General features: G+C 41.9%; 20 protein-coding genes. 12 read left to right on the forward strand and 8 right to left on the reverse strand.

Translation table 11 applies throughout. The annotated features are described in order from the left end of the window. Positions 1-154: 154 nt before the first annotated feature. On the forward strand, positions 155-3,649 hold the full coding sequence (locus tag OQE68_RS02225; RefSeq protein ID WP_180571544.1) for an indolepyruvate ferredoxin oxidoreductase family protein: 3,495 nt from the start codon (positions 155-157) through the stop codon (positions 3,647-3,649). 186 nt (positions 3,650-3,835) lie between these two features. Here OQE68_RS02225 and OQE68_RS02230 read toward each other — a convergent pair whose 3' ends face one another. After that, positions 3,836-4,012 carry a hypothetical protein gene (locus OQE68_RS02230; RefSeq protein ID WP_180571543.1) on the reverse strand — a complete coding sequence of 59 codons (177 nt, stop codon included), beginning with the start codon at positions 4,010-4,012 and terminating at the stop codon, positions 3,836-3,838. Between the two features lie 338 nt (positions 4,013-4,350). Here OQE68_RS02230 and OQE68_RS02235 point away from each other — a divergent pair, with 338 nt between their 5' ends. Both OQE68_RS02235 and OQE68_RS02240 read left to right on the forward strand, forming a co-directional pair. Further along, positions 4,351-4,629 carry a hypothetical protein gene (locus OQE68_RS02235; protein ID WP_266195440.1) on the forward strand — a complete coding sequence of 93 codons (279 nt, stop codon included), beginning with the start codon at positions 4,351-4,353 and terminating at the stop codon, positions 4,627-4,629. Beyond that, entirely contained in the window at positions 4,604-5,398 is a 795-nt protein-coding gene (locus OQE68_RS02240) for a transposase (RefSeq protein ID WP_266195441.1), read from the forward strand. The genes OQE68_RS02235 and OQE68_RS02240 overlap by 26 nt, the downstream gene beginning before the upstream one ends. Positions 5,399-5,423: 25 nt before the next feature. Here OQE68_RS02240 and tnpC read toward each other — a convergent pair whose 3' ends face one another. From tnpC to OQE68_RS02255, 3 genes are all read right to left on the reverse strand, one after another. Beyond that, entirely contained in the window at positions 5,424-7,016 is a 1,593-nt protein-coding gene (tnpC, locus tag OQE68_RS02245) for an IS66 family transposase (protein WP_266195442.1), read from the reverse strand. A gap of 80 nt (positions 7,017-7,096) precedes the next feature. After that, a complete protein-coding gene (gene tnpB / locus OQE68_RS02250) occupies positions 7,097-7,426 on the reverse strand; it encodes an IS66 family insertion sequence element accessory protein TnpB (protein ID WP_180571804.1) in 330 nt (109 codons plus the stop codon). Continuing rightward, positions 7,423-7,803: a hypothetical protein gene (locus OQE68_RS02255; protein ID WP_266195443.1), complete on the reverse strand. Its 381-nt coding sequence runs from the start codon at positions 7,801-7,803 to the stop codon at positions 7,423-7,425. The genes tnpB and OQE68_RS02255 overlap by 4 nt, the downstream gene beginning before the upstream one ends. 54 nt (positions 7,804-7,857) lie before the next feature. On the opposite strand from OQE68_RS02255, the gene OQE68_RS02260 reads away from it, so the two are divergent. Next, positions 7,858-8,055, forward strand: a complete 198-nt coding sequence (locus OQE68_RS02260; RefSeq protein ID WP_266195444.1) for a hypothetical protein — start codon at positions 7,858-7,860, stop codon at positions 8,053-8,055. Here OQE68_RS02260 and OQE68_RS02265 read toward each other — a convergent pair. The 3 genes from OQE68_RS02265 to OQE68_RS02275 form a co-directional block, all read right to left on the reverse strand. Beyond that, the gene (locus tag OQE68_RS02265) at positions 8,042-8,623 is read right to left on the reverse strand and encodes a hypothetical protein (protein ID WP_266195445.1); all 582 of its coding nucleotides are present in this window, start codon (positions 8,621-8,623) and stop codon (positions 8,042-8,044) included. The two genes, OQE68_RS02260 and OQE68_RS02265, sit on opposite strands and share 14 nt — an antisense overlap. Positions 8,624-8,726: 103 nt before the next feature. Then, positions 8,727-8,864, reverse strand: a complete 138-nt coding sequence (locus tag OQE68_RS02270) for a hypothetical protein (protein ID WP_266195446.1) — start codon at positions 8,862-8,864, stop codon at positions 8,727-8,729. A gap of 242 nt (positions 8,865-9,106) precedes the next feature. After that, positions 9,107-10,570, reverse strand: a complete 1,464-nt coding sequence (locus OQE68_RS02275) for an ISNCY family transposase (protein ID WP_266195447.1) — start codon at positions 10,568-10,570, stop codon at positions 9,107-9,109. 90 nt (positions 10,571-10,660) lie between these two features. Here OQE68_RS02275 and OQE68_RS02280 point away from each other — a divergent pair, with 90 nt between their 5' ends. The 8 genes from OQE68_RS02280 to OQE68_RS02315 all read left to right on the forward strand — a co-directional run bounded on the left by OQE68_RS02280 (position 10,661) and on the right by OQE68_RS02315 (position 17,424). Then, a complete protein-coding gene (locus OQE68_RS02280) occupies positions 10,661-11,344 on the forward strand; it encodes a baseplate assembly protein (RefSeq protein WP_180572054.1) in 684 nt (227 codons plus the stop codon). 17 nt (positions 11,345-11,361) lie between these two features. Then, entirely contained in the window at positions 11,362-11,973 is a 612-nt protein-coding gene (locus OQE68_RS02285) for a phage tail protein I (RefSeq protein WP_266195448.1), read from the forward strand. An 8-nt stretch (positions 11,974-11,981) separates the two neighbouring features. Continuing rightward, positions 11,982-12,512: a phage tail-collar fiber domain-containing protein gene (locus tag OQE68_RS02290; RefSeq protein ID WP_266195449.1), complete on the forward strand. Its 531-nt coding sequence runs from the start codon at positions 11,982-11,984 to the stop codon at positions 12,510-12,512. Further along, the gene (locus OQE68_RS02295) at positions 12,509-13,282 is read left to right on the forward strand and encodes a hypothetical protein (RefSeq protein ID WP_180572154.1); all 774 of its coding nucleotides are present in this window, start codon (positions 12,509-12,511) and stop codon (positions 13,280-13,282) included. Before OQE68_RS02290 ends, OQE68_RS02295 begins: the two co-directional genes overlap by 4 nt. Positions 13,283-13,326: 44 nt before the next feature. Then, on the forward strand, positions 13,327-14,526 hold the full coding sequence (locus tag OQE68_RS02300) for a phage tail sheath C-terminal domain-containing protein (RefSeq protein WP_266195450.1): 1,200 nt from the start codon (positions 13,327-13,329) through the stop codon (positions 14,524-14,526). Next, positions 14,513-15,016 (forward strand): phage major tail tube protein, encoded by a 504-nt coding sequence (locus OQE68_RS02305; RefSeq protein WP_266195451.1) that lies wholly within the window; start codon positions 14,513-14,515, stop codon positions 15,014-15,016. The genes OQE68_RS02300 and OQE68_RS02305 overlap by 14 nt, the downstream gene beginning before the upstream one ends. A 34-nt stretch (positions 15,017-15,050) precedes the next feature. Then, positions 15,051-15,323, forward strand: a complete 273-nt coding sequence (locus tag OQE68_RS02310) for a phage tail assembly protein (RefSeq protein ID WP_180572272.1) — start codon at positions 15,051-15,053, stop codon at positions 15,321-15,323. A 100-nt stretch (positions 15,324-15,423) separates the two neighbouring features. Then, complete coding sequence (locus tag OQE68_RS02315) at positions 15,424-17,424, forward strand: phage tail tape measure protein (RefSeq protein WP_266195452.1); 2,001 nt, start codon at positions 15,424-15,426, stop codon at positions 17,422-17,424. Positions 17,425-17,426: 2 nt separating this feature from the next. Here the strand turns inward: OQE68_RS02315 and OQE68_RS02320 are convergent, their stop codons facing one another. Then, complete coding sequence (locus OQE68_RS02320; protein WP_219340303.1) at positions 17,427-18,551, reverse strand: ISAs1 family transposase; 1,125 nt, start codon at positions 18,549-18,551, stop codon at positions 17,427-17,429. Positions 18,552-18,557 lie beyond the last annotated feature (6 nt).

Raw genomic sequence — 18,557 nt, forward strand, 5'->3', positions numbered from 1 at the left:
TAACTCATCAAACTAAACATAAAAACAAAGAACAATTAAACAAGCTCAACTTGTACCATTTTTATAAAAGGTTGTTTGTAACAGAGTATATACACTCAAAACGAAGGGTATAGCGGTAACTGCTCTGCAACAGCCTTATGAATAGGAGTCAACCATGGCACTCGCAGCGGTTAGCCTTGATGATAAATATAAGCAACAGCAGGGAATGGTATTATTAACGGGCATTCAAGCCCTAACCCGTCTTCCATTAATGCAGGCCCAATTAGATAAACAACATGGGCTGAATACAGCTGGATTTATTTCAGGCTATCGAGGATCCCCCCTTGGCAGCTTTGATAAAGCCCTATGGGAAGCAAATAGTCACTTAGCTCAACATAATATTGAATTTATTCCCGGTATTAATGAAGACTTAGGGGCTACGGCAGTATGGGGCTCTCAACAACCCCAACTTTTTCCAGATGCCCGCTATCAAGGGGTATTTGGCCTTTGGTATGGTAAAGGCCCCGGTGTTGATCGCACGGGGGATGTTTTCAAACATGCTAATGCAGCAGGCTCCAGTCAGTATGGTGGCGTCCTTGCTGTAGCGGGTGATGATCATGCTTGTAAATCTTCCACCCTCCCCCATCAAAGTGACTTCGCATTTATTGATGCAATGATGCCAGTGCTCTACCCTGCCAATGCCCAAGAAGTCATTGAATATGGTTTATACGGCTGGGCGCTCTCCCGCTACAGCGGCTGCTGGATAGGCTTTAAGTGTTTAGGCGAAGTAATGGATTCCAGTATGCGGGTAGATATTGGCCTGAATAATTTTCAAATAATGCTACCCACCGACTTTACTTTACCAGCAGGTGGATTAAATATTCGCTGGCCAGACCCACCACCAGAGCAAGAAGCTCGCTTACATCAATTTAAGCTACCCGCTGCGCAAGCTTTTGTTAGAGCTAACCAACTAGATCGCCCTATTTGGCGCACAAACACTAGCAAAATAGGGATTATTACTGCTGGTAAGTCTTATCTTGATGTTATCCAAGCTTTATCCGATTTAGGTATTACTGAATCCATAGCCAAACAAATCGGTCTGACAGTCTATAAAGCGGCTGTCGTATGGCCTTTAGAACCAACGCAAATTAAGCAATTTGCCAGTGGGCTAAATAAATTGATCATTATCGAAGAAAAGCGTCCGCTGTTAGAAAATCAAATTAAACAACTATTGTATGAGCTGCCTGACAAGGCCAAACCCAAAATTATTGGAAAAACCCACCCTGAACAGCCACCATTATTACCTTCAACGTTAGAGCTTAGTGTTAGTCAAATTACGCAAGTATTGGCACAACAGCTGTTAACTGATATTCCATCCTCCCTGCTTAGAGAAACATTAAATATTGAACAACAACTTAAACAACTGAATGAAAAGCAGCAGGCATTAGCCGAACCTAAACAACGGCTTAGCCGTACCCCCCATTTTTGTTCTGGCTGCCCGCATAACTCTTCAACGAAAGTGCCTGAAGGAAGCCGAGCAATGGCCGGCATTGGTTGTCATTATATGGTGACCTGGATGGATCGAAACACAGACACTTTTACCCAAATGGGGGGCGAGGGAGTCACCTGGATTGGCCAAGCCTCTTTTTCTAACACCAAGCATGTTTTTCAAAATTTAGGGGATGGCACCTATTTTCACTCAGGGATATTAGCTATCCGGGCTTGTATTGCAGCTAAAGTGAATATTACCTTTAAAATTCTTTATAACGATGCCGTAGCAATGACTGGAGGCCAATCAGTCGATGGCCAATTATCCATACAACAAATTAGCCAACAAGTGTATGCTGAAGGGGTACGGAAAATTATTGTGGTTAGCGATAATCCCAATCAAATAAATATCCAACAAGGCTTTGCCCCTAATGTCACCCTTCATCACCGAGATGAATTAGATGAACTACAAAAACAGCTAAGAGAATACATCGGGACTAGTGTATTAATTTATCAACAAACCTGTGCTGCCGAAAAGCGCCGCCGACGTAAGCGCAAAGAATTTATTGACCCACCCCGTCGTTTAATGATCAACCCTGAGGTTTGTGAAGGTTGCGGGGATTGCAGTGAACAATCAAACTGCCTTTCCATAGTGCCCAAAGAAACGCCTTTTGGCAGGAAAAGGATGATCGACCAATCTGCCTGCAATAAAGACTACACATGTAGTAAAGGATTTTGCCCTAGTTTTGTTAGCATCATTGGTGGACAAATCCGTAAAAAACAAGCAGGCCAACAACCTGATTTACCCAACAATCAACCTAAGATTCCTAACTGCAAAAAACCTTACAATATTTTAATTACTGGCGTTGGCGGTACTGGCGTAGTGACTATTAGCGCCATTTTAGCCATGGCAGCTCACATTACAGGTAAAGGTGTTACAACCCTTGATCAAACGGGGTTAGCGCAAAAGTTTGGTGCAGTTACCAGCCATGTGCGAATTGCCGATGAACAACAATCCTTAGCCTGTGCGCAAATCCCCACTAATAGCGTCAACCTGCTGCTGGCCTGCGATCTTATGGTCGCCAACAGTGATGATGCATTAGATAAGTTATCAGCAACCCTCACCCATGCTGTGATTAATACTCAGCAGTCCATGCCAGGTACTTTTGCCAGAAACCCTGACTTAGCGTTTCCCAACCAAGCAATGCTAGCCACACTAGCTCAATATACCCAGCAGCACTTCACAGTGGCCGCCCAACAGTTGGCAACTGCCCTGTTAGGTGATGCCATCGCAACCAACCTATTTATGATTGGTTATGCCTGGCAACAAGGGTTAATTCCCTTACCTGAGCGAGCAATTATGCGAGCCATTGAGTTAAATGGGGTGGCTGTTAGCTTTAATCAGGCTGCCTTTATTTGGGGACGTAAAGCAGCTGAAAACTTAACAGCCGTAGAGCAGCAAGTGAATTCAGCACCACAACAAGAAATTAAAAAAGCCAATGAAAAAAGCCTGGACGACATTATTAACCAATATACAACCCTACTAACAGCTTATCAAAATGCAGCGTATGCTAATCGTTACGAGCAACTCATTAAAAAAGTTGCAGCCAAAGAACACAAAAAATGCCAAGGCCAAGAGCAATTAGCTAAAGCAGTCGCTGAAAATTATGGGAAACTACTTGCGTATAAAGACGAATATGAAGTAGCGCGTTTATATAGCGATAATTATTTTTGGGAATTAATCAATCAGCAATTTGAAGGCAATTACAAAGTAGCATTTCATTTAGCCCCGCCCCTGCTAAGCAAACGCAATCCAGCAACTGGGCTGCCCGAAAAACGCCAGTTTGGCCCTTGGCTAAAACCTATAATGAAAGGGCTAGCCAAACTCAAATGGCTACGCAATACCCCCTTCGATCCCTTTGGTTACACCGCAGACCGAAAACTCGAAAAAATGTTAATTAATAATTATGAAGAAGACATTGAGCTGATTTTGGAAAAACTCAATTTATTTAATTATGATATAGCCATCCAAATAGCCAAATTACCCAGTAAAATAAAAGGCTTTGGTCATATAAAGGAAAAAAGCTATCAACAAGTGCATCAGGAGTTTGAAGAACTACTTAGGCATTTCCGTTCTAGAACTCAAGCTAGCCCTGTGAAGTTCATCACTGTTCTGCCGTAATCCAACACATGCTTACTAACAAATGAAAACGCCCAGCTTTAACTTTAAAGCTGGGCGTTTTCATTCAAACTTGTATATTTCTTTATATAGCTATTACTTAATGCTTTGCTTGTTACTTATTGATTACTTATTGCTTGCTTATCTCTAGTTTAATCATGCAGATTTAACTCGATCAGGAACAGCTAGCTAAGCATCAAGAGTAAACTCGTTCACTTCAACCCTAGCGCTTGCTTTTCTACCATCAGTAATTAGATACATGCAAGTAGCAACACAGCCTACAACTAGCAAAACAATCGCATAGTTATCACCAAAGTTAAAACCTATGAGAGCAACTGCAATAAATGCTAAACCTAATAACTGCATGTTCTGACAACTACCTAATCAATAACGAATTCTAATTAATCAAACCAACCCTTAATCACTATGACTTATAACAAAAAGTTGTTTAATAAATCAGTAGAATATCTTGACCGCTATTCTACCATGCTTGCTTGTTGTTTATTGAGAAGTTCATAACTAATAAAAGTATGAGTAATACTCAGGATTAAGAACGCATCGAATTCAGAGGTATAGTCAAAAGTAACAAATCTATAGATATCAATACTGTAGACAGTTTTTGGTCTTAAAATGGTAGGATTGAACCAAAAATAGAAACTGTGAGAATGCGGTTGTCGAAATCGAATTGTCACAGGAATCTATCTTTGGAAAGCATAGTAGAAACGGTTTTACGCTCAATGTCCAATGTTAATAAACCTCAACGAATATTTATTGTTGCTTTATTGACGACGCTGGTAGTCTTTCAAGGCAAAGCGACCTTTAGAAACATGAGCCGTTATAGCCAAATGAGTGAAAAACGTTTTAGCCGTTGGTATAGGCGTCAGTTTGATTTTACCCAGTTCAATAGGGATACATTAACACTTGCTCTTCCTAAAAATGGCCGTATCGCGGCTATCGATGCCAGCTTTATTAACGAAGACTGAGGGCTTAGGGTGGTTTTATAATGGCTCTGTTAGCCAAGCCCAGCAAGGCTTGGAAGCTTCACTCCTCGCATTGGTTGACCTTAAATTGAATACAGCTTTTGCTTACGATGTGCGTCAAACTATTGATCAAGAAAATAAAACGCGTATTGAAGTCTATGCAGAGCAAGTAGTGGAATTGGCTCCCCAGCTTCTAGAGCAAGGCATTCAGTACTTAGTCGCCGATGCTTACTACAGTAAAGAAAAGTTTATCACTCCCGTGGTGAAAGCAAAATTAAAGCTTGTCGGCAAACTGAGGGCCGATGCTGATTTACTGTGGCTTTATGAGGGTGAATACAGTGGGGTTGGACGCCCCAAAAAGTATGATGGAAAAGTGTATTTCGAAAAAGAACTACATCGTTTTGAGCAAGTAGGCTGCCTGCAAGAAGGCTTAGACATTTACAGCAAAACGGTTTATTCAAAGAAATTCAAACGTGCTATTAAAGTTGTAATGCTAAGGCAAACCTCAGATAAACAGGTTAGTAGAGTATTGCTTTATTCAACTGACACAGAACTGGATGCAATGACAATCATTGAATATTATAAAGCACGGTTCCAAATTGAGTTTTTATTTCGTGATGCTAAACAGCACACAGGATTGACCCATTGCCAGTCACGCAAAAAAGAAGCCATTCATACCCATTTAAATGCTTCATTGTCAGCACTGAATTTATTGAAGCTAGAAGATCAGCAATTAAAAGTGAGCTTCCGAGCTGATGGTGTAAATAGCTAAAGTTTTGTCTACGGGTAAAAATACTTTATTCAGTTGCCTTAAAATTCCATGGTAACCACTGATCAGGGTTGGTTTTCACCGACTCTTTATTGCGTTGAATAGCATTTAAATAATCAAACACATTAATCCTAGCACTTGCCGCGGTGGCAATAAGTGAGGTCAATACATCAGCAACATTAGCACCGGTTTGGGTTTGATAAAATAAGCTGTTTTTTCGACCTCTGACAATCAACTTCAACATGGCTTCCATTAAATTATTATCCACTCGAGCCCCAGTGTAAGTGCAAAACCGGGTTAACCCTTCGTAATGACGATCAAAATAAAGGATAGCTTTTCCCAATCCACTGTTTTCTTCTACGGCGCCTGTTTGAATTAACTGATTACCCCATTCGCGTAGGTTGGCCATCACTGGGAGTGAGTAGGTTTGATGATAAGCCAAGCGCTGTTCAGACGACAGTTGTTGTTGGCTAATCATTGATTCATTCACCCAAATCACTTGGTACTGCTTCAGGGCATACTCCACCTGTTCAGGAAAATGGCTAATCACATCAGCAAACTGGCGTCGTCCATGTGCATTACATAAAGAACGAATCGTTTCACAAGCCGCTTGGGGATTATTACTGGATAATGCATCACTCATCAAAATGGGTGGGGGTTGGTCAGGTGAACGTTTTTCAAGTAATTCGTCGATAAACTCACCGGCATGGCCGACACTGGTTTGGAACAAGACAATTTGTTGTTGGTTGATTAAGTTAGCAATAATGCCTGATGCATAAATACCCGTTCGTCGTTTGGCTTTTTTCTGTTTAGGGCGCTTTTTCATGATCGGCCCCTGTTTCAGGATACGATGGCGCGTATCATCTAGTAAATAATCGCCAGCATTTGCTGCTAATTGTTTAAATCGATCAAATAAGGGTTGAGCATCATTGGCAAGATAGCGGCACTGGTCATAAAAGGTTGAGCTACTAATGGTCACACCCAGTAAATCTTGCATGCTCTCCTGACGGTAAAAAGGAGAGCCAACAAAATATTTACTCAAAACCATTAAAGCGCGCGCTGAATAACCATATTGTTGTTGGGTATCGCCATCCTGTTTGATTGATTCAGGCAAGGAGGCTGTCAAATAAACTCCACAAGCATTACAACGTAATTGTTCTGATAAATGACATTCTCGGCTATAGGGGCTTTGTCCAGTGATTCGCAACAAGCGAGCGGGTTTAGTGGGGTAGAGCTTCCCTAGTGAGCATTCAGGACAAGCATCACCCACTTGATAATCAGTCAACGGATGATGCACAGTCACAGGAGGCGATTGAGGGGAAGTGGGTTTAGGCTTTCGCTGACGTGGTGGCTTGGAGTCATTAGCCTGGTCTTTATCCGTCTGCCGGCATAAAGCACTCAGCTTTTCAGAGCTGATTTCAATGCCCAATAGTTTACGCAGTTTGTGCAAGGTAATACTGTCTGTATGCAACTGTTGCTGAAGATGCTCTAAGGTGGCCAGAGCATCCAACACATGCTGGTTATCTTGCTCACTCAGTGATAAACCATAGGCCTGGGCATCACCTATACGTTGCTTCAGTTTTTGTATGTCACTGGCATTAATTTTAACGGTTTGAGTCACTGCAACACCTTATACTTAAGCCACCATAGGATACGCATTCGTCAATAAGTCGCAAGTCGTATAGAAAATAATTGTTCGATTTATATCGAAGAAAGACGTTGTAACGGTTGACCGCGAAGCAAGAGGCTCAAGTGTTTCGCCGTCATCGCACTGACTATCGTTTGGCCAAAGGGCCAGCCAGAAAAATACCCTTTAGATAAGCGCTTGGTCATTAACCAAAAACCGGTGCCATCGTAATGTAAGGCGCGAATCATGGTTTTATTGCGATTAATAAAGACAAAGACGACACCTGAACGAGGATCTTGCTGTAAGGCCTGTTGGCATAATGCCACAAATCCATCAATGCCTTTACGAAAATCAGCCGGCTGAGTGGCCAGTAAAATACGACTCGCTTCAGTTAATGATATCATCGCTCACCCCGCTTACCTGGCTGTAATTCACGCACTATCACACCAAGCTGTTCGCTAGACAGCTCGCCTTGAATCACTAGCTGGGTATCATTCGCTAGACATAATGTGACGCATAATGATGAAGAGGCTTGAGTGGGTTCTGGTAGAGTAATAAATGGGGTATCTGCTGACTTAGCTTCATCCGGTGGCTGTTGCCAGCGCTTTAATGCTGAGTGGCTTAACCCTAAGGTATTAATTACCAGAGAAACAGGATAATCATTTAAAAGGGCTACTGCTTGCTGCCGTAGCTCGGCTGGTATTTTTCTACGCCCATGGGTGCGATTTGTTCGCCAGGTTTTAAATGTGGAGGCAACAGCCTCAAGTGTTGGTACTGACATTGTAATACCTCTTATGAAGTGAGGCCGTCAGTTAATCATGGAATAAATACTAAGTTGAGCTACGCTCTCGGAAGCTCACAATTAAAAGGAGACAATGATGAGACCGTTATTTCAATAACCTCATGGAAACGTAAGAAATTTAATCAGCATTTAATGGAAAAACTTTTTGATAAGTTAAGTCTGAGCAAAAGTAATAAAAAAGTCGCTCAATTGTATGAGCAGTTAAGCGACTATGGGGCTATTGCTGCATAAAAGTGTCTACAGTATTGTTATATAAAACAATACTTTTATTTGTTTTGCTAAGATAATAATTATAAATTTGCTTTCTAATAAACTTACCAACTCCATAATCCAATTCTTCATCTTCAGGGTCAATTTCAGGGAATTCAGTAATCTCGAACCAATTGCGTCTATCAAGCTCAATAAGAATTTTTCCGCTCTCAACAAGTTTGCCATTCTTAACCGTGTGCACATCATAATGTGTTTGAGTATGGTCTTCTTCGTATTCTATTGATAATTCATTTTCAACTTGGATATAGCTATCTTCTTCTACATAGGGAGCGATATCATTCAATACTTCAAAAATAGTATCTGATCTAGAACCAAATTTAACTTCATTAACAAAGCCATATAGTTCACCATCATCAGATATATCAATGCCTATCCTATCCAATAAATCACGCAATGTTCTCGGAAAAGAATAGCCCTTAAATTCATATGACTCTTTCTTTAGCTTTTTTATAAGCAAGTCATATATCTCACTATGTTTTTCTTTTGGAATATTAAACCTACATGCGTCCACCCAACAAGCAATTCCCATAAATACTCCTATATGGTTAACTGTTATCCAATTCGTTAATACAAAATTATACGATAACTACTGTTTAATTAACCAGTATTGTATTTATTTTCTGATTTAAGAGTTATTGCTTGTTACCCGTAGGTATCGCTATACCATGCCCATGGCCATTATAAATATCCCGGTCGCCTTGCATACTACGCGTGTGGTCTGTTATTTCTTGGGAGGCTTTAATATTTCCATCCACAAACAAGTCACCCACAAAATGAATACCTTTAGGGCTAATTAGTGCCTGACAGAAAAAGCAGTTATTTTCTCTTTTGGCTGAAATTTTCTCTGTTTTTATAAATTAACAATGACCATTTATGTCATCTTTTTGCTTGAAGGTGAAAATATGAATGCTTTCTGTACAGTTACTCCTAAATTTACTGTTTAGCAGTCAGCCGGACCTCTCCAGCCTAGATTGAATGTGTTGTTTTATATAATGGATCGAAGGTGCTGCAGCTAAGCTGCTTTTTTTCGTGACCTTTTTGCTTGGTGAAATCGTTCCTCTTTTTCTTGCTGATAAAGTAAGGCTCCCAATTTTTGAACATTCCGCGCTAATACCGCTAATGAAACATAACGCCTAAAACCATTAATGCCGTGATCTGGGCATCGATCAAGACCATGCACTTCGAGTGCATTAATCGCTGACTCAACAGCTGAATGCTGTTTTCTTGCTTTTTTAAACTTTTCATCACTTTCGCGTTTTTTTTCTTTTATTGATAAACGCCCTTTTTTCGGCAGCACCACTTTTTCTAACTCGCTGGCCAACAGCAACTGATTATCGGGTGAATGAAACCCTTTATCAAAACTACACTGGTGAAGCATAGGAAATTTGGCTTGGGTTGCTCTAACCATCACGACGGCAACATCAACATCTTGCTCATTTTCCATCACTCTATGGTGAAGGATAAAACCATGCTGACACTCCATTACACATACTTTAACGCCTAATTCCACTGGTACACCTGCTTTTCCTTTGCTTACCCACTCGGTATGGGGTTGAAATATTGAATATATCTTTTCATCATTTGGGATCTGTTCGCCCTTCAGTACTCGCCTGTGAATCTGCGACACTTGCCGTTGGGCATGAGAAAGATTGTTGGCAATATGTCGTAATGTCCAAACCGGGGCAGCAAGTAATTTGAGCTTCTCTAAGGTGAATTGGACTTTATCAATAAACCATTGTGTTTTGTTCAGGTAGTGTGTATGTGCTTTTTGTTTTTGTGCTTCAGCACTTTTAGCTTTTGACTGATTACTTTTCCGTGCACTTTTAAAGAGTTGTTTAAGCTCTATAAGATTATGCCTATGTTGTCGCCAATCACTTAAGCGATAATCCCTGCATACATTAGCCATCTGCTCAATCACTGTTCTCATGGCATCCCATAATAAATTGATATCGGTAGGGTAATGCACAGACGTTTCAACCACAAATGAGTCACAACGAGCTTGAAGGCTTTCTTCTTCGTTTTTTTTTAACAAAGTATGTCCAGCTTCCACAACTACCGTATTAATCTTATCCAGAATCTCTGGAGTCAAAAGCGATACATTATCTTTTAGCGTCTGCAAATGGTATTCAGTAAGGTCTTCCCAGTTGACGCCATGCCCTAACATCGCGCGAATGGTTCGGTGCTGATTCACCAGCTCGTGCAAACGATCATAATCACAATTTAAGTTAAGGCGCAAAACACCCATCACCAGTATTTTCCACAACTCCATACCAGGGCGACCACGATTTAGACTAACCCTATTCGCTATGGCGCTTTCTAAAATAGTGAATACTTTATGTCTAATTTCTGGTGTGACATAAATGTGTTGCAATCCCTTTAACAACTGAGGCACATCATCTCTGGATTTTGGATCAAACCTAATCTCTGAAATATCGGTTTCACCAAACTGAAGTTGTGGGTTTTTAACTAGCCTCATGCTATTTTCCCTGTGAAGTTTTGCTTATTTTAACTGAAAGACTAGGTAATTTAAGCATTTATTGTAATCAAGAAGGCAAACTTCGATAACATGTATCTTGCGCTAGGCCTTGGTAATAAAGAGGTTGCTCTTTTTCGGTCAGACACTAATTACGGCGTAAAACGTAAGGTAGTTAATCCCGGTGACGATAGTCAAATACCACCAGAACCACCGATTATGGAGGCTGATGAAGACTTTAGGCGTCGTATTCAATTAGGGCCTGAAGGTTATTCAACCGCTGGCCCAGTGGGTGCCTATTTAGCTCATGCGCATAATGCCCATGATCAAATTGCGGATGTCTCTGTGTATTCTGATGAGCCTGGCGAGGTGATGATTACTTTTTTGCGGCGACCTTTAGCTAATGAAGCCGATATGGCACCGGATGATGAAATAAAACAGGCGTTGTTAACCGCGTTAAATGATGAAGATGTCAGGCCGTTAACCGATCATATTACCGTGCAAGCCGCTGCAATTATCGACTATTCCATTGATGCCAAACTGCATGTACAACAAGGGCCGTCTTCTAAAGCCATTATCGATACAGCTACAACAGCACTGAATGAGTATGTCGAGCAGTGTTATAAACTGGGTAAAACTGTGGCGCTTTCGGGTATTTATGATGCGCTCCATATGGGGGGCGTTACCCGTGTGGAATTGCTGTCACCGACAGCAGATATTCAAGCCAAAGTCTTTCAAGCACCTAAAGCCAAATCAATTGCTATAAACCTCGCTTAAATAATCCATTTTTTCTCATGAGTTTATTACCCAACAATGCAAGCCCTTTAGAGGAAGGATTGGCTGATAGCACTGGTCGTATGAGTGACATACCCGCTTATCCTAATCACGTCTGGAATCCTGATACTTGCCCAGCGAATTGTTTGCCCTGGTTGGCTTGGGCCTTATCGGTGGATGTATGGAATCCAGATTGGCCTGAGTATGTTAAACGACAAACCATTGCGAATAGTGTGGCGGTGCATCGGATTAAAGGCACAAGAGGTGCGCTTAAAAAAGCACTAGACGCATTACATGTGCAAACCGAAATTAAAGAGTGGTTTGAATACAATGGCAAGCCCTTTACTTTTCAGGTTACTGCCTATGCCAATGATAATTTAAATACATCAGGTGATATTTTAAATAAAGAATTAATTGAGCAAATCCAAGAAACTATTCAACGTACTAAAAATGTACGCAGCCATTTTAGTTTTCAGCTGGGTGCCAAATTTAATACAGGCATTACAGCAAGTTGTGTTACTCGAAATATCAATAGCATCAGAGTCACCAGTGTTGGTCGCATTGAGCAGCAAAACACGCTGGGTATTTGTGCGACGGCTGTAGTCCGTCCACTGACAATTATTCGTGTATAGGAATAACCATGCAAATTAATCCTATTATTACCGATGCAGGATTGCAGGCGGTATTTAATGCCAGTAATGATGGTTTACAAGCCACCATTGCTGAAATTGCGCTGGGTGATGGTCGTTACCTGCCTAACGCGAAACAGACTCAATTAAAAAGTGAGCAACTCAGGTTGCCTATTTCAAAAAGTGAACGTGCCGGTAAAACACATATCATTTTAAGCGCCATAGCCGATGGTGAGTCAGAGTTTTGGATTAGAGAGTTTGGCATATTTTTAGAGGATGGCACTTTATTAGCGGTTTGGTCATCATTAGAGAAAGCCTTGCAGTATAAGGCTGCAAGCGCGCCTTGTTTTTTCTCGACTGACTTCATACTCAGTGGCATGCCTGCCGACGCCATTACCGTCAATGACCAAGGGGCGGATATTGCCATTGCCTTATTTTTAGAGCAGTTCGCTATGTTAAGTCAGGCGCAAATTGACCAAATGCGTCGCCACCTGGAATTGTTATTTTCATTTAATCAATACGAAAAAACAGCGAGGAAATGATGACTATCGAACAACGGTTAGCAGATGCGGTACAGGCCAGTAATCAATTAACAGAAGTAGTACAAAATAAAATCAATGATATTAATCAGCAACTGAAAGCCGCTGAAGATCGTTTTAATGCTTTTATGTTAGAGGCCCATAAGGAAAGCCCCTTTTACCGACAATCCAAAAATCAGTTTGGAAATTTAGTGGATAAGATGTTAGATGGATTTGATAAAAGCGAAGCATTTTCTATTGAAGTCTCATTATATCGAGAAATTAAAACTGGTATAGATTGGGAGCAGCGAGATAGCGAAGAAAAAGAAATTCTGACGTGTATGGGGCTTAAAGGGCATAAGTATTTACAGCCGACCATTCGTGTACTGAGACTGAAGTGGAGCGGTTATGATCGAGATACACATAATGCCTACTCTATTTACCCCACAGTTCCTGCCAACCGTTCAGTACCACTCACTGTAGGCTGCTATGCAAAATTAATCTCTGGTGATATTCGTTATACCTGGCTTAACGGTGTTAATCATGAATGGGGGGTATGCGGTGCAAACTATGAAAGCCAGCCTGGCTCATATTTTCATGCTCACCCTTATGTGTATTCTCCGGCAGGTGAAGTGTTATTTTTCTGGCCTGCGATTGTGACGGGTTATGTGCCCATTGATAGGGATAAGCCGCTATGGGGCTATTATCCTTCAATGCACGGCGAAAATCCTTTTGATACAGACCCTTTGCCTGACCTTGATCGTGAGAGCCGGCGCTCAATCGAACGATCATAGTTAGCACTATACTCCCCTATAAATTAATTCAAAAAGGAACCCTTATGCCTGAAGAATTTCTCCATGGCGTCGAGGTCGTTGAAATCGACAGCGGTCCACGCCCAATACGTACCGTCAAAAGCAGTGTGATTGGTTTAGTGGGTACAGCGCCCGAGGCTAAAGACGACGTTTTCCCCTATGACACCCCAGTGTTATTAGCCGGTAGTTTAAAAAAAGCTAAAGAATTAGGTGAAACAGGTACTTTGCCTGCCGCCTTACAAGGTATCTTTGACCAGATTGGGGCGATGGTTGTCGTTATTCGGGTAAACGATAAACCACCAGTAGCCCCAGAAACGACGGATAATGAAAATACGGCACTGAGTGCCATTATTGGTAAGGCAGGCGAACCTAATACCGGTATTTATGCACTGCTTGATGCTAAAAGTACCGTACATGTCGAGCCACGTATTTTAATTGCACCAGAATTTTCACATATCAAAGCCGCTGCTGATACCTTGATCATAGCCGCTGAACGATTAGGTGGAGTGGCAATCATTGATGGCCCTAATACGACAGGTGAAGAGGCCGTTAACTACCGTAAAGCATTTGGTAAACGTTATGCCTACCTAGTCGATCCTTGGGTTAAAGTCTGGAATAGCGATGCAAATGAAGGTAAAGGCGGCATTGTCATTGAACCACCCTCAGCCCGAGTCGCGGGACTCATGGCTAAAATTGATAACGACAACGGGTTTTGGCATTCACCCTCGAATAAATTAATGAACGGCGTGCTAGGTACCGCAAGACCGATTGATTTTAAACTGGGTGATAAAAACTGCCGAGCCAATTACTTAAATAGCCATGATGTCACCACCATTATTCAGGAAGATGGCTACCGCCTGTGGGGTAACCGTACCTGTAGTGGTGATCCTAAATGGGCCTTTATTAATGTAGTGCGCACAGCCGAAATTATTTATGACTCACTGCAGCGGGCGCATATGTGGGCGGTTGATAGAAATATCAGCAAAAACTATGTGGCTGATGTAACGGAAGGTGTCAACAATTATCTACGTCGGCTAAAAAATATCGGGGCTATTTTAGGCGGCACTTGCTGGGCTGATCCAGACTTAAATACCCCAGACGCCTTAGCGGATGGCAAGGTGTATTTTAACTTTGATTTTACCCCGCCCACCCCAGCTGAACATATCACCTTTAATGCGACGTTAACCGACGATTATTTTAAGGAGGTGCTCAGTGCACGCCAATAATGTCACTTATGCCACCCTGTTTATTGATGGGGTAAGCCAGGCAGGACGAGTGCAGTCTATTACACTCCCAAAGCTCACAGTTAAAACCGAAGAGTTTAGAGGTGGTGGCATGGATGGCGTTACCCACCTGGATATGGGGATGGAAGCCATGGAGCTGAGCTTTACCATTGATGACTGTAATATCAACGTACTGAAAGAGTTTGGTTTCCAGCAAGGTAAGCAAGTGCCGTTCAATATCAAAGGTGTATTGCGCAACCCTGGTCAGGGTGATCAAGGAATTGATGCGGTTTGCCGTGGCCTGGTGAGTGAAATAGATTTTGGTGAATGGAAACAAGCCGAGCTATCCAGCTTAACGACCACGGTCAAACTGGATTACTACAAACTCACCATCAATAACAAACTCATTTACGAGATCGATGTGGTTAACCATGTGCGCAAAATAGAAGGCACTGATCACATGCAAAGCGTCCGTGAATTTTTAGGCTTATAAACTCTAAACCAACATACAACACAATAGGTGCATCATGAGCGAATTAATTACTTTAAATTACCCTATCGAACGCAATGGCGAAGTGATTAACGAAGTCACTTTACGCCGCCCCAAAACCAAAGACATGAAAAACATTGAAAAACGCGGTGGCGGTGAAATTAGCCAAAGTATCCATATGATTGCGGATTTATCGGGCTTGGATATTAAAACGATAGAAGAGCTAGATGCCGCTGATTTTCAACGCCTTAATGATGTGGTGGCTGGTTTTTTAGACTCGACTGGCGATCGGTCCAGCAAATCTGCCTAAACCTGTCTTATTATCTGCGAGGCACCCCATTGTCAGAGTTGTTAGACATGGACCTTGAAGACCTCCTTGATTGGCATAAATCCCTTCCTAAGCAATAATCATGGCTAATAGACTCAATATCGCTATCGGCGCTTATATTGATAAGTCGCTGGCGAAGTCATTTAAAAAAACCGAATCTGCTGCCAGTCGGTTAGGTAAAGCTTACCGGGAAACCAATAAAAAACTAGCCGCTGTAAGACAGGTGGATCAGTATCGCCAGCGTCTTGCTCGATTACGCCAACAGCAACAACAAGCGGGTGGTAGTAATCAGCAGTTAGCCAATGCGATTCGGCGTACTGAGCAATCCTTGTCGCGGGCTTCACGTTCTGCACAACGCTATGGAGTCAATTTAAATAACTTGGCACGTACCCAACGACAGATGCAGCGTACCGCCCGTTTCCAAGGACTTCAGCAATCAGGGATGCAACGGCTTGGCCAGTTAAAAACCGCCGGTAAATGGGCCGCTGGTGGCTTAGCGGGGGCTGCAGGTGGTTTATTGGCCATGGTGAAATCCACGGCTGATCGAGGAGACCCCATTGCCAAGCATGCGGCTAAACTGGGCTTTAGTGTCGAAGGGCTCCAAGAATATCAATATGCGGCTGAGCGTTCTGGGGTGTCTACCGCGCAATTTAATACTGCCTCCCAACGGATGGTACGACGGGTGTCGGAAGCTGCCGCAGGCATTGGTAAAACCGGTAAAGCGCTCAAAGAATTAGGGCTGGACGCTAAGTGGTTAAACTCGCTGAAACCTGAAGAACAGTTTGAGCATATCTCGGAAGCAATTAAGCATATTGGTGATGATCGACAAGGAGATAGAGTCCGGTTGGCGATGAAGCTATTCGATACCGAAGGTGTTGGGCTAGTCAATATGCTGAAGGATGGGAAAAAAGGACTCGATGCACTAAGAAAAGACGCCAGGGCCACCGGTAATATAATTTCAAAAGAAGATGCCAAAAATGCCGAGGATTTTCAGGACGCCTTTTTAGATTTTAAACTAACCATTGGCAGTGTCAGTAAATCAGTGGGTGCCAAGTTTATGCCCTTGGTGACCAAGCTCATGATTAAGTTTAAAACTTTCCATGAAAAATACGGCGCTCGCTTTAATCAACTGTTAATCCAAGTGGCTGATTCATTAGTGAGTGTGGGTCGGTTTATGTGGAACCTGGGCAAAGCCGTCGTTACTGTGGCTAGTACAGTCAGTCATTTTATTGAGGAAACCATTGGTTGGAAAAATATTGTGGCTGTTGTGGGTGCATTAGTTGGTGTGAAATTAGTCGGTGCCGTATTAGCCGCTGGGTCTGCATTAATAGCATTTATTCCAGCGATAAAAGCGGTTGGATTAGCCATGATGGCCAATCCCATTGGCCTAATCATTAAAATCATTGCGATTGGTGCGACATTAATTATTACCCACTGGAGTACTGTATCCACATTTTTAGGCGATACATTTGATACTGTTGCTAATGCTTGTAGTTCAGCATTTGAAACCATTAAACACTACTTTTTCAATTTTACACCGCTAGGTTTGCTGATATCTAATTGGGAACCAATTACAGACTACTTTGGTAACTTATGGGAGAGAGTCAAAGCAATATTCGGTGTAGCCTGGGAGGCTATTAAAAACTACTTCTTTACTAGTACACCTCTAGGCTTATTAATCGCTAACTGGGACCAGATCAAAGACTATTTTAGTAATCTCTGGGATTCTGTGCTTAATGCATTCAGCTCAGGGGTAAATAACATTAAAAACAGGCTTTCTAGTTTTTCAGCTAAAAAGCTATTCATGAAAGTCTGGCAACCAGCAATTGATTGGCTTCGCAGTAAATTCCAGTGGATTAATAAAGCCATAGAGAAACTAAAAGGCATCAAGCGTTGGTTTACTGGTGATGATGAGGAAGAAAAGAAAACAGTTGCCGGAAAAATTAATCAGCGAACGCAGCAACGCAGGGCCCAGATACAAGAGACACAAGCCGTTAATGCTAAGCAAATAGAAAAGCGGCTACAGCAAATCAACCAGCAAAAGAATATGAATGTTACCACCCACCAGGGCAATCGCATATAAATTTACACGGAGCAAATTAACTTCATTAAATACTCATGATCCCAACCAGCAGAAAGCCTCTTATTTTTTATACCAATTTTATAAGTGTCATCTTGTTTAAGAATATTAAGGGCTATTTGCCTAATCCTAGACATGTTTTCTGCTGAATGACCTATACGAATTCGACTATCATCTTCCCTAAATGCAACATCCAAACTCCAATGTAGGCTGTTCTCAATTTGCCAATGATGTTGAATCATTTCACTGACAGCTTTTGCTGATAAGGGCTGGCTAGAAATATAATAGCGTTGTTCTTTTGATTTTTTGCCTTGCAAGGTACGTTCTGTCTCAACCCTAATGACAGCAGCTAAATCGATCCACTCTGTTGCTATAGGTAGTTTAGCCACTGAGTGATAAACCCAGCAGCGTCGTATCTCATGACGGCCATGCTGTTCTTTTTCTGAAGAATGAAAGTCAATAGCTGGACGTTGATACACTTTGGCTTTTTTAGAATACAGTTGTTCTTGAATAGCAGAATATAAGCGACGCTGGTTATTTTTAACTGCCAACAAGTAATGAGCCCCTTTTTCACGAATTTTTTTAGCAATGGCTTTATGACACCCCATCGCATCTATTGATACAACAGCACCTTTAACCGCTATCGCTTCTAATAGTTCAGGAATGGCGGTAATTTCATTGGATTTTATATCAGTCTTAAGTTGACCTAACACTAACTTATTTTCTATTGACCATGCATTAACCAAGTGAATAGCATTCTTCTTATCAGGTTCAGTAAATGATCGTCTAAGCGTTTTACCATCAATGGCTACCAACTTGCCAGGTAAGCTATCAGTGATTGACTGAACCCATTGGATGAAGCAGCTTTGAAACGATGTAGGGCAAAGGCGTGAGAAAAAACGACCAAAGGTATCATGAGAGGGTATTCCGTTGGGTAGCTCTAGAAAGCTCTTAAACCATGCTTCTTTGGCGTTACCAAATCGCTCAATAGCGACCCAGTCATCTGCCCCGCATAAAGCAGCACAAATCGTAATAGTAATAATATCAATGAGCTTATGACGACGACGGCGTTCCATTCGAGGATCATCTAACTGTTCAAAATGATCTAAAACTGTACTATTTTTTACCAATGTTGC

The organism is Spartinivicinus marinus, from assembly GCF_026309355.1.
GTDB classification, from domain to species: domain Bacteria; phylum Pseudomonadota; class Gammaproteobacteria; order Pseudomonadales; family Zooshikellaceae; genus Spartinivicinus; species Spartinivicinus marinus.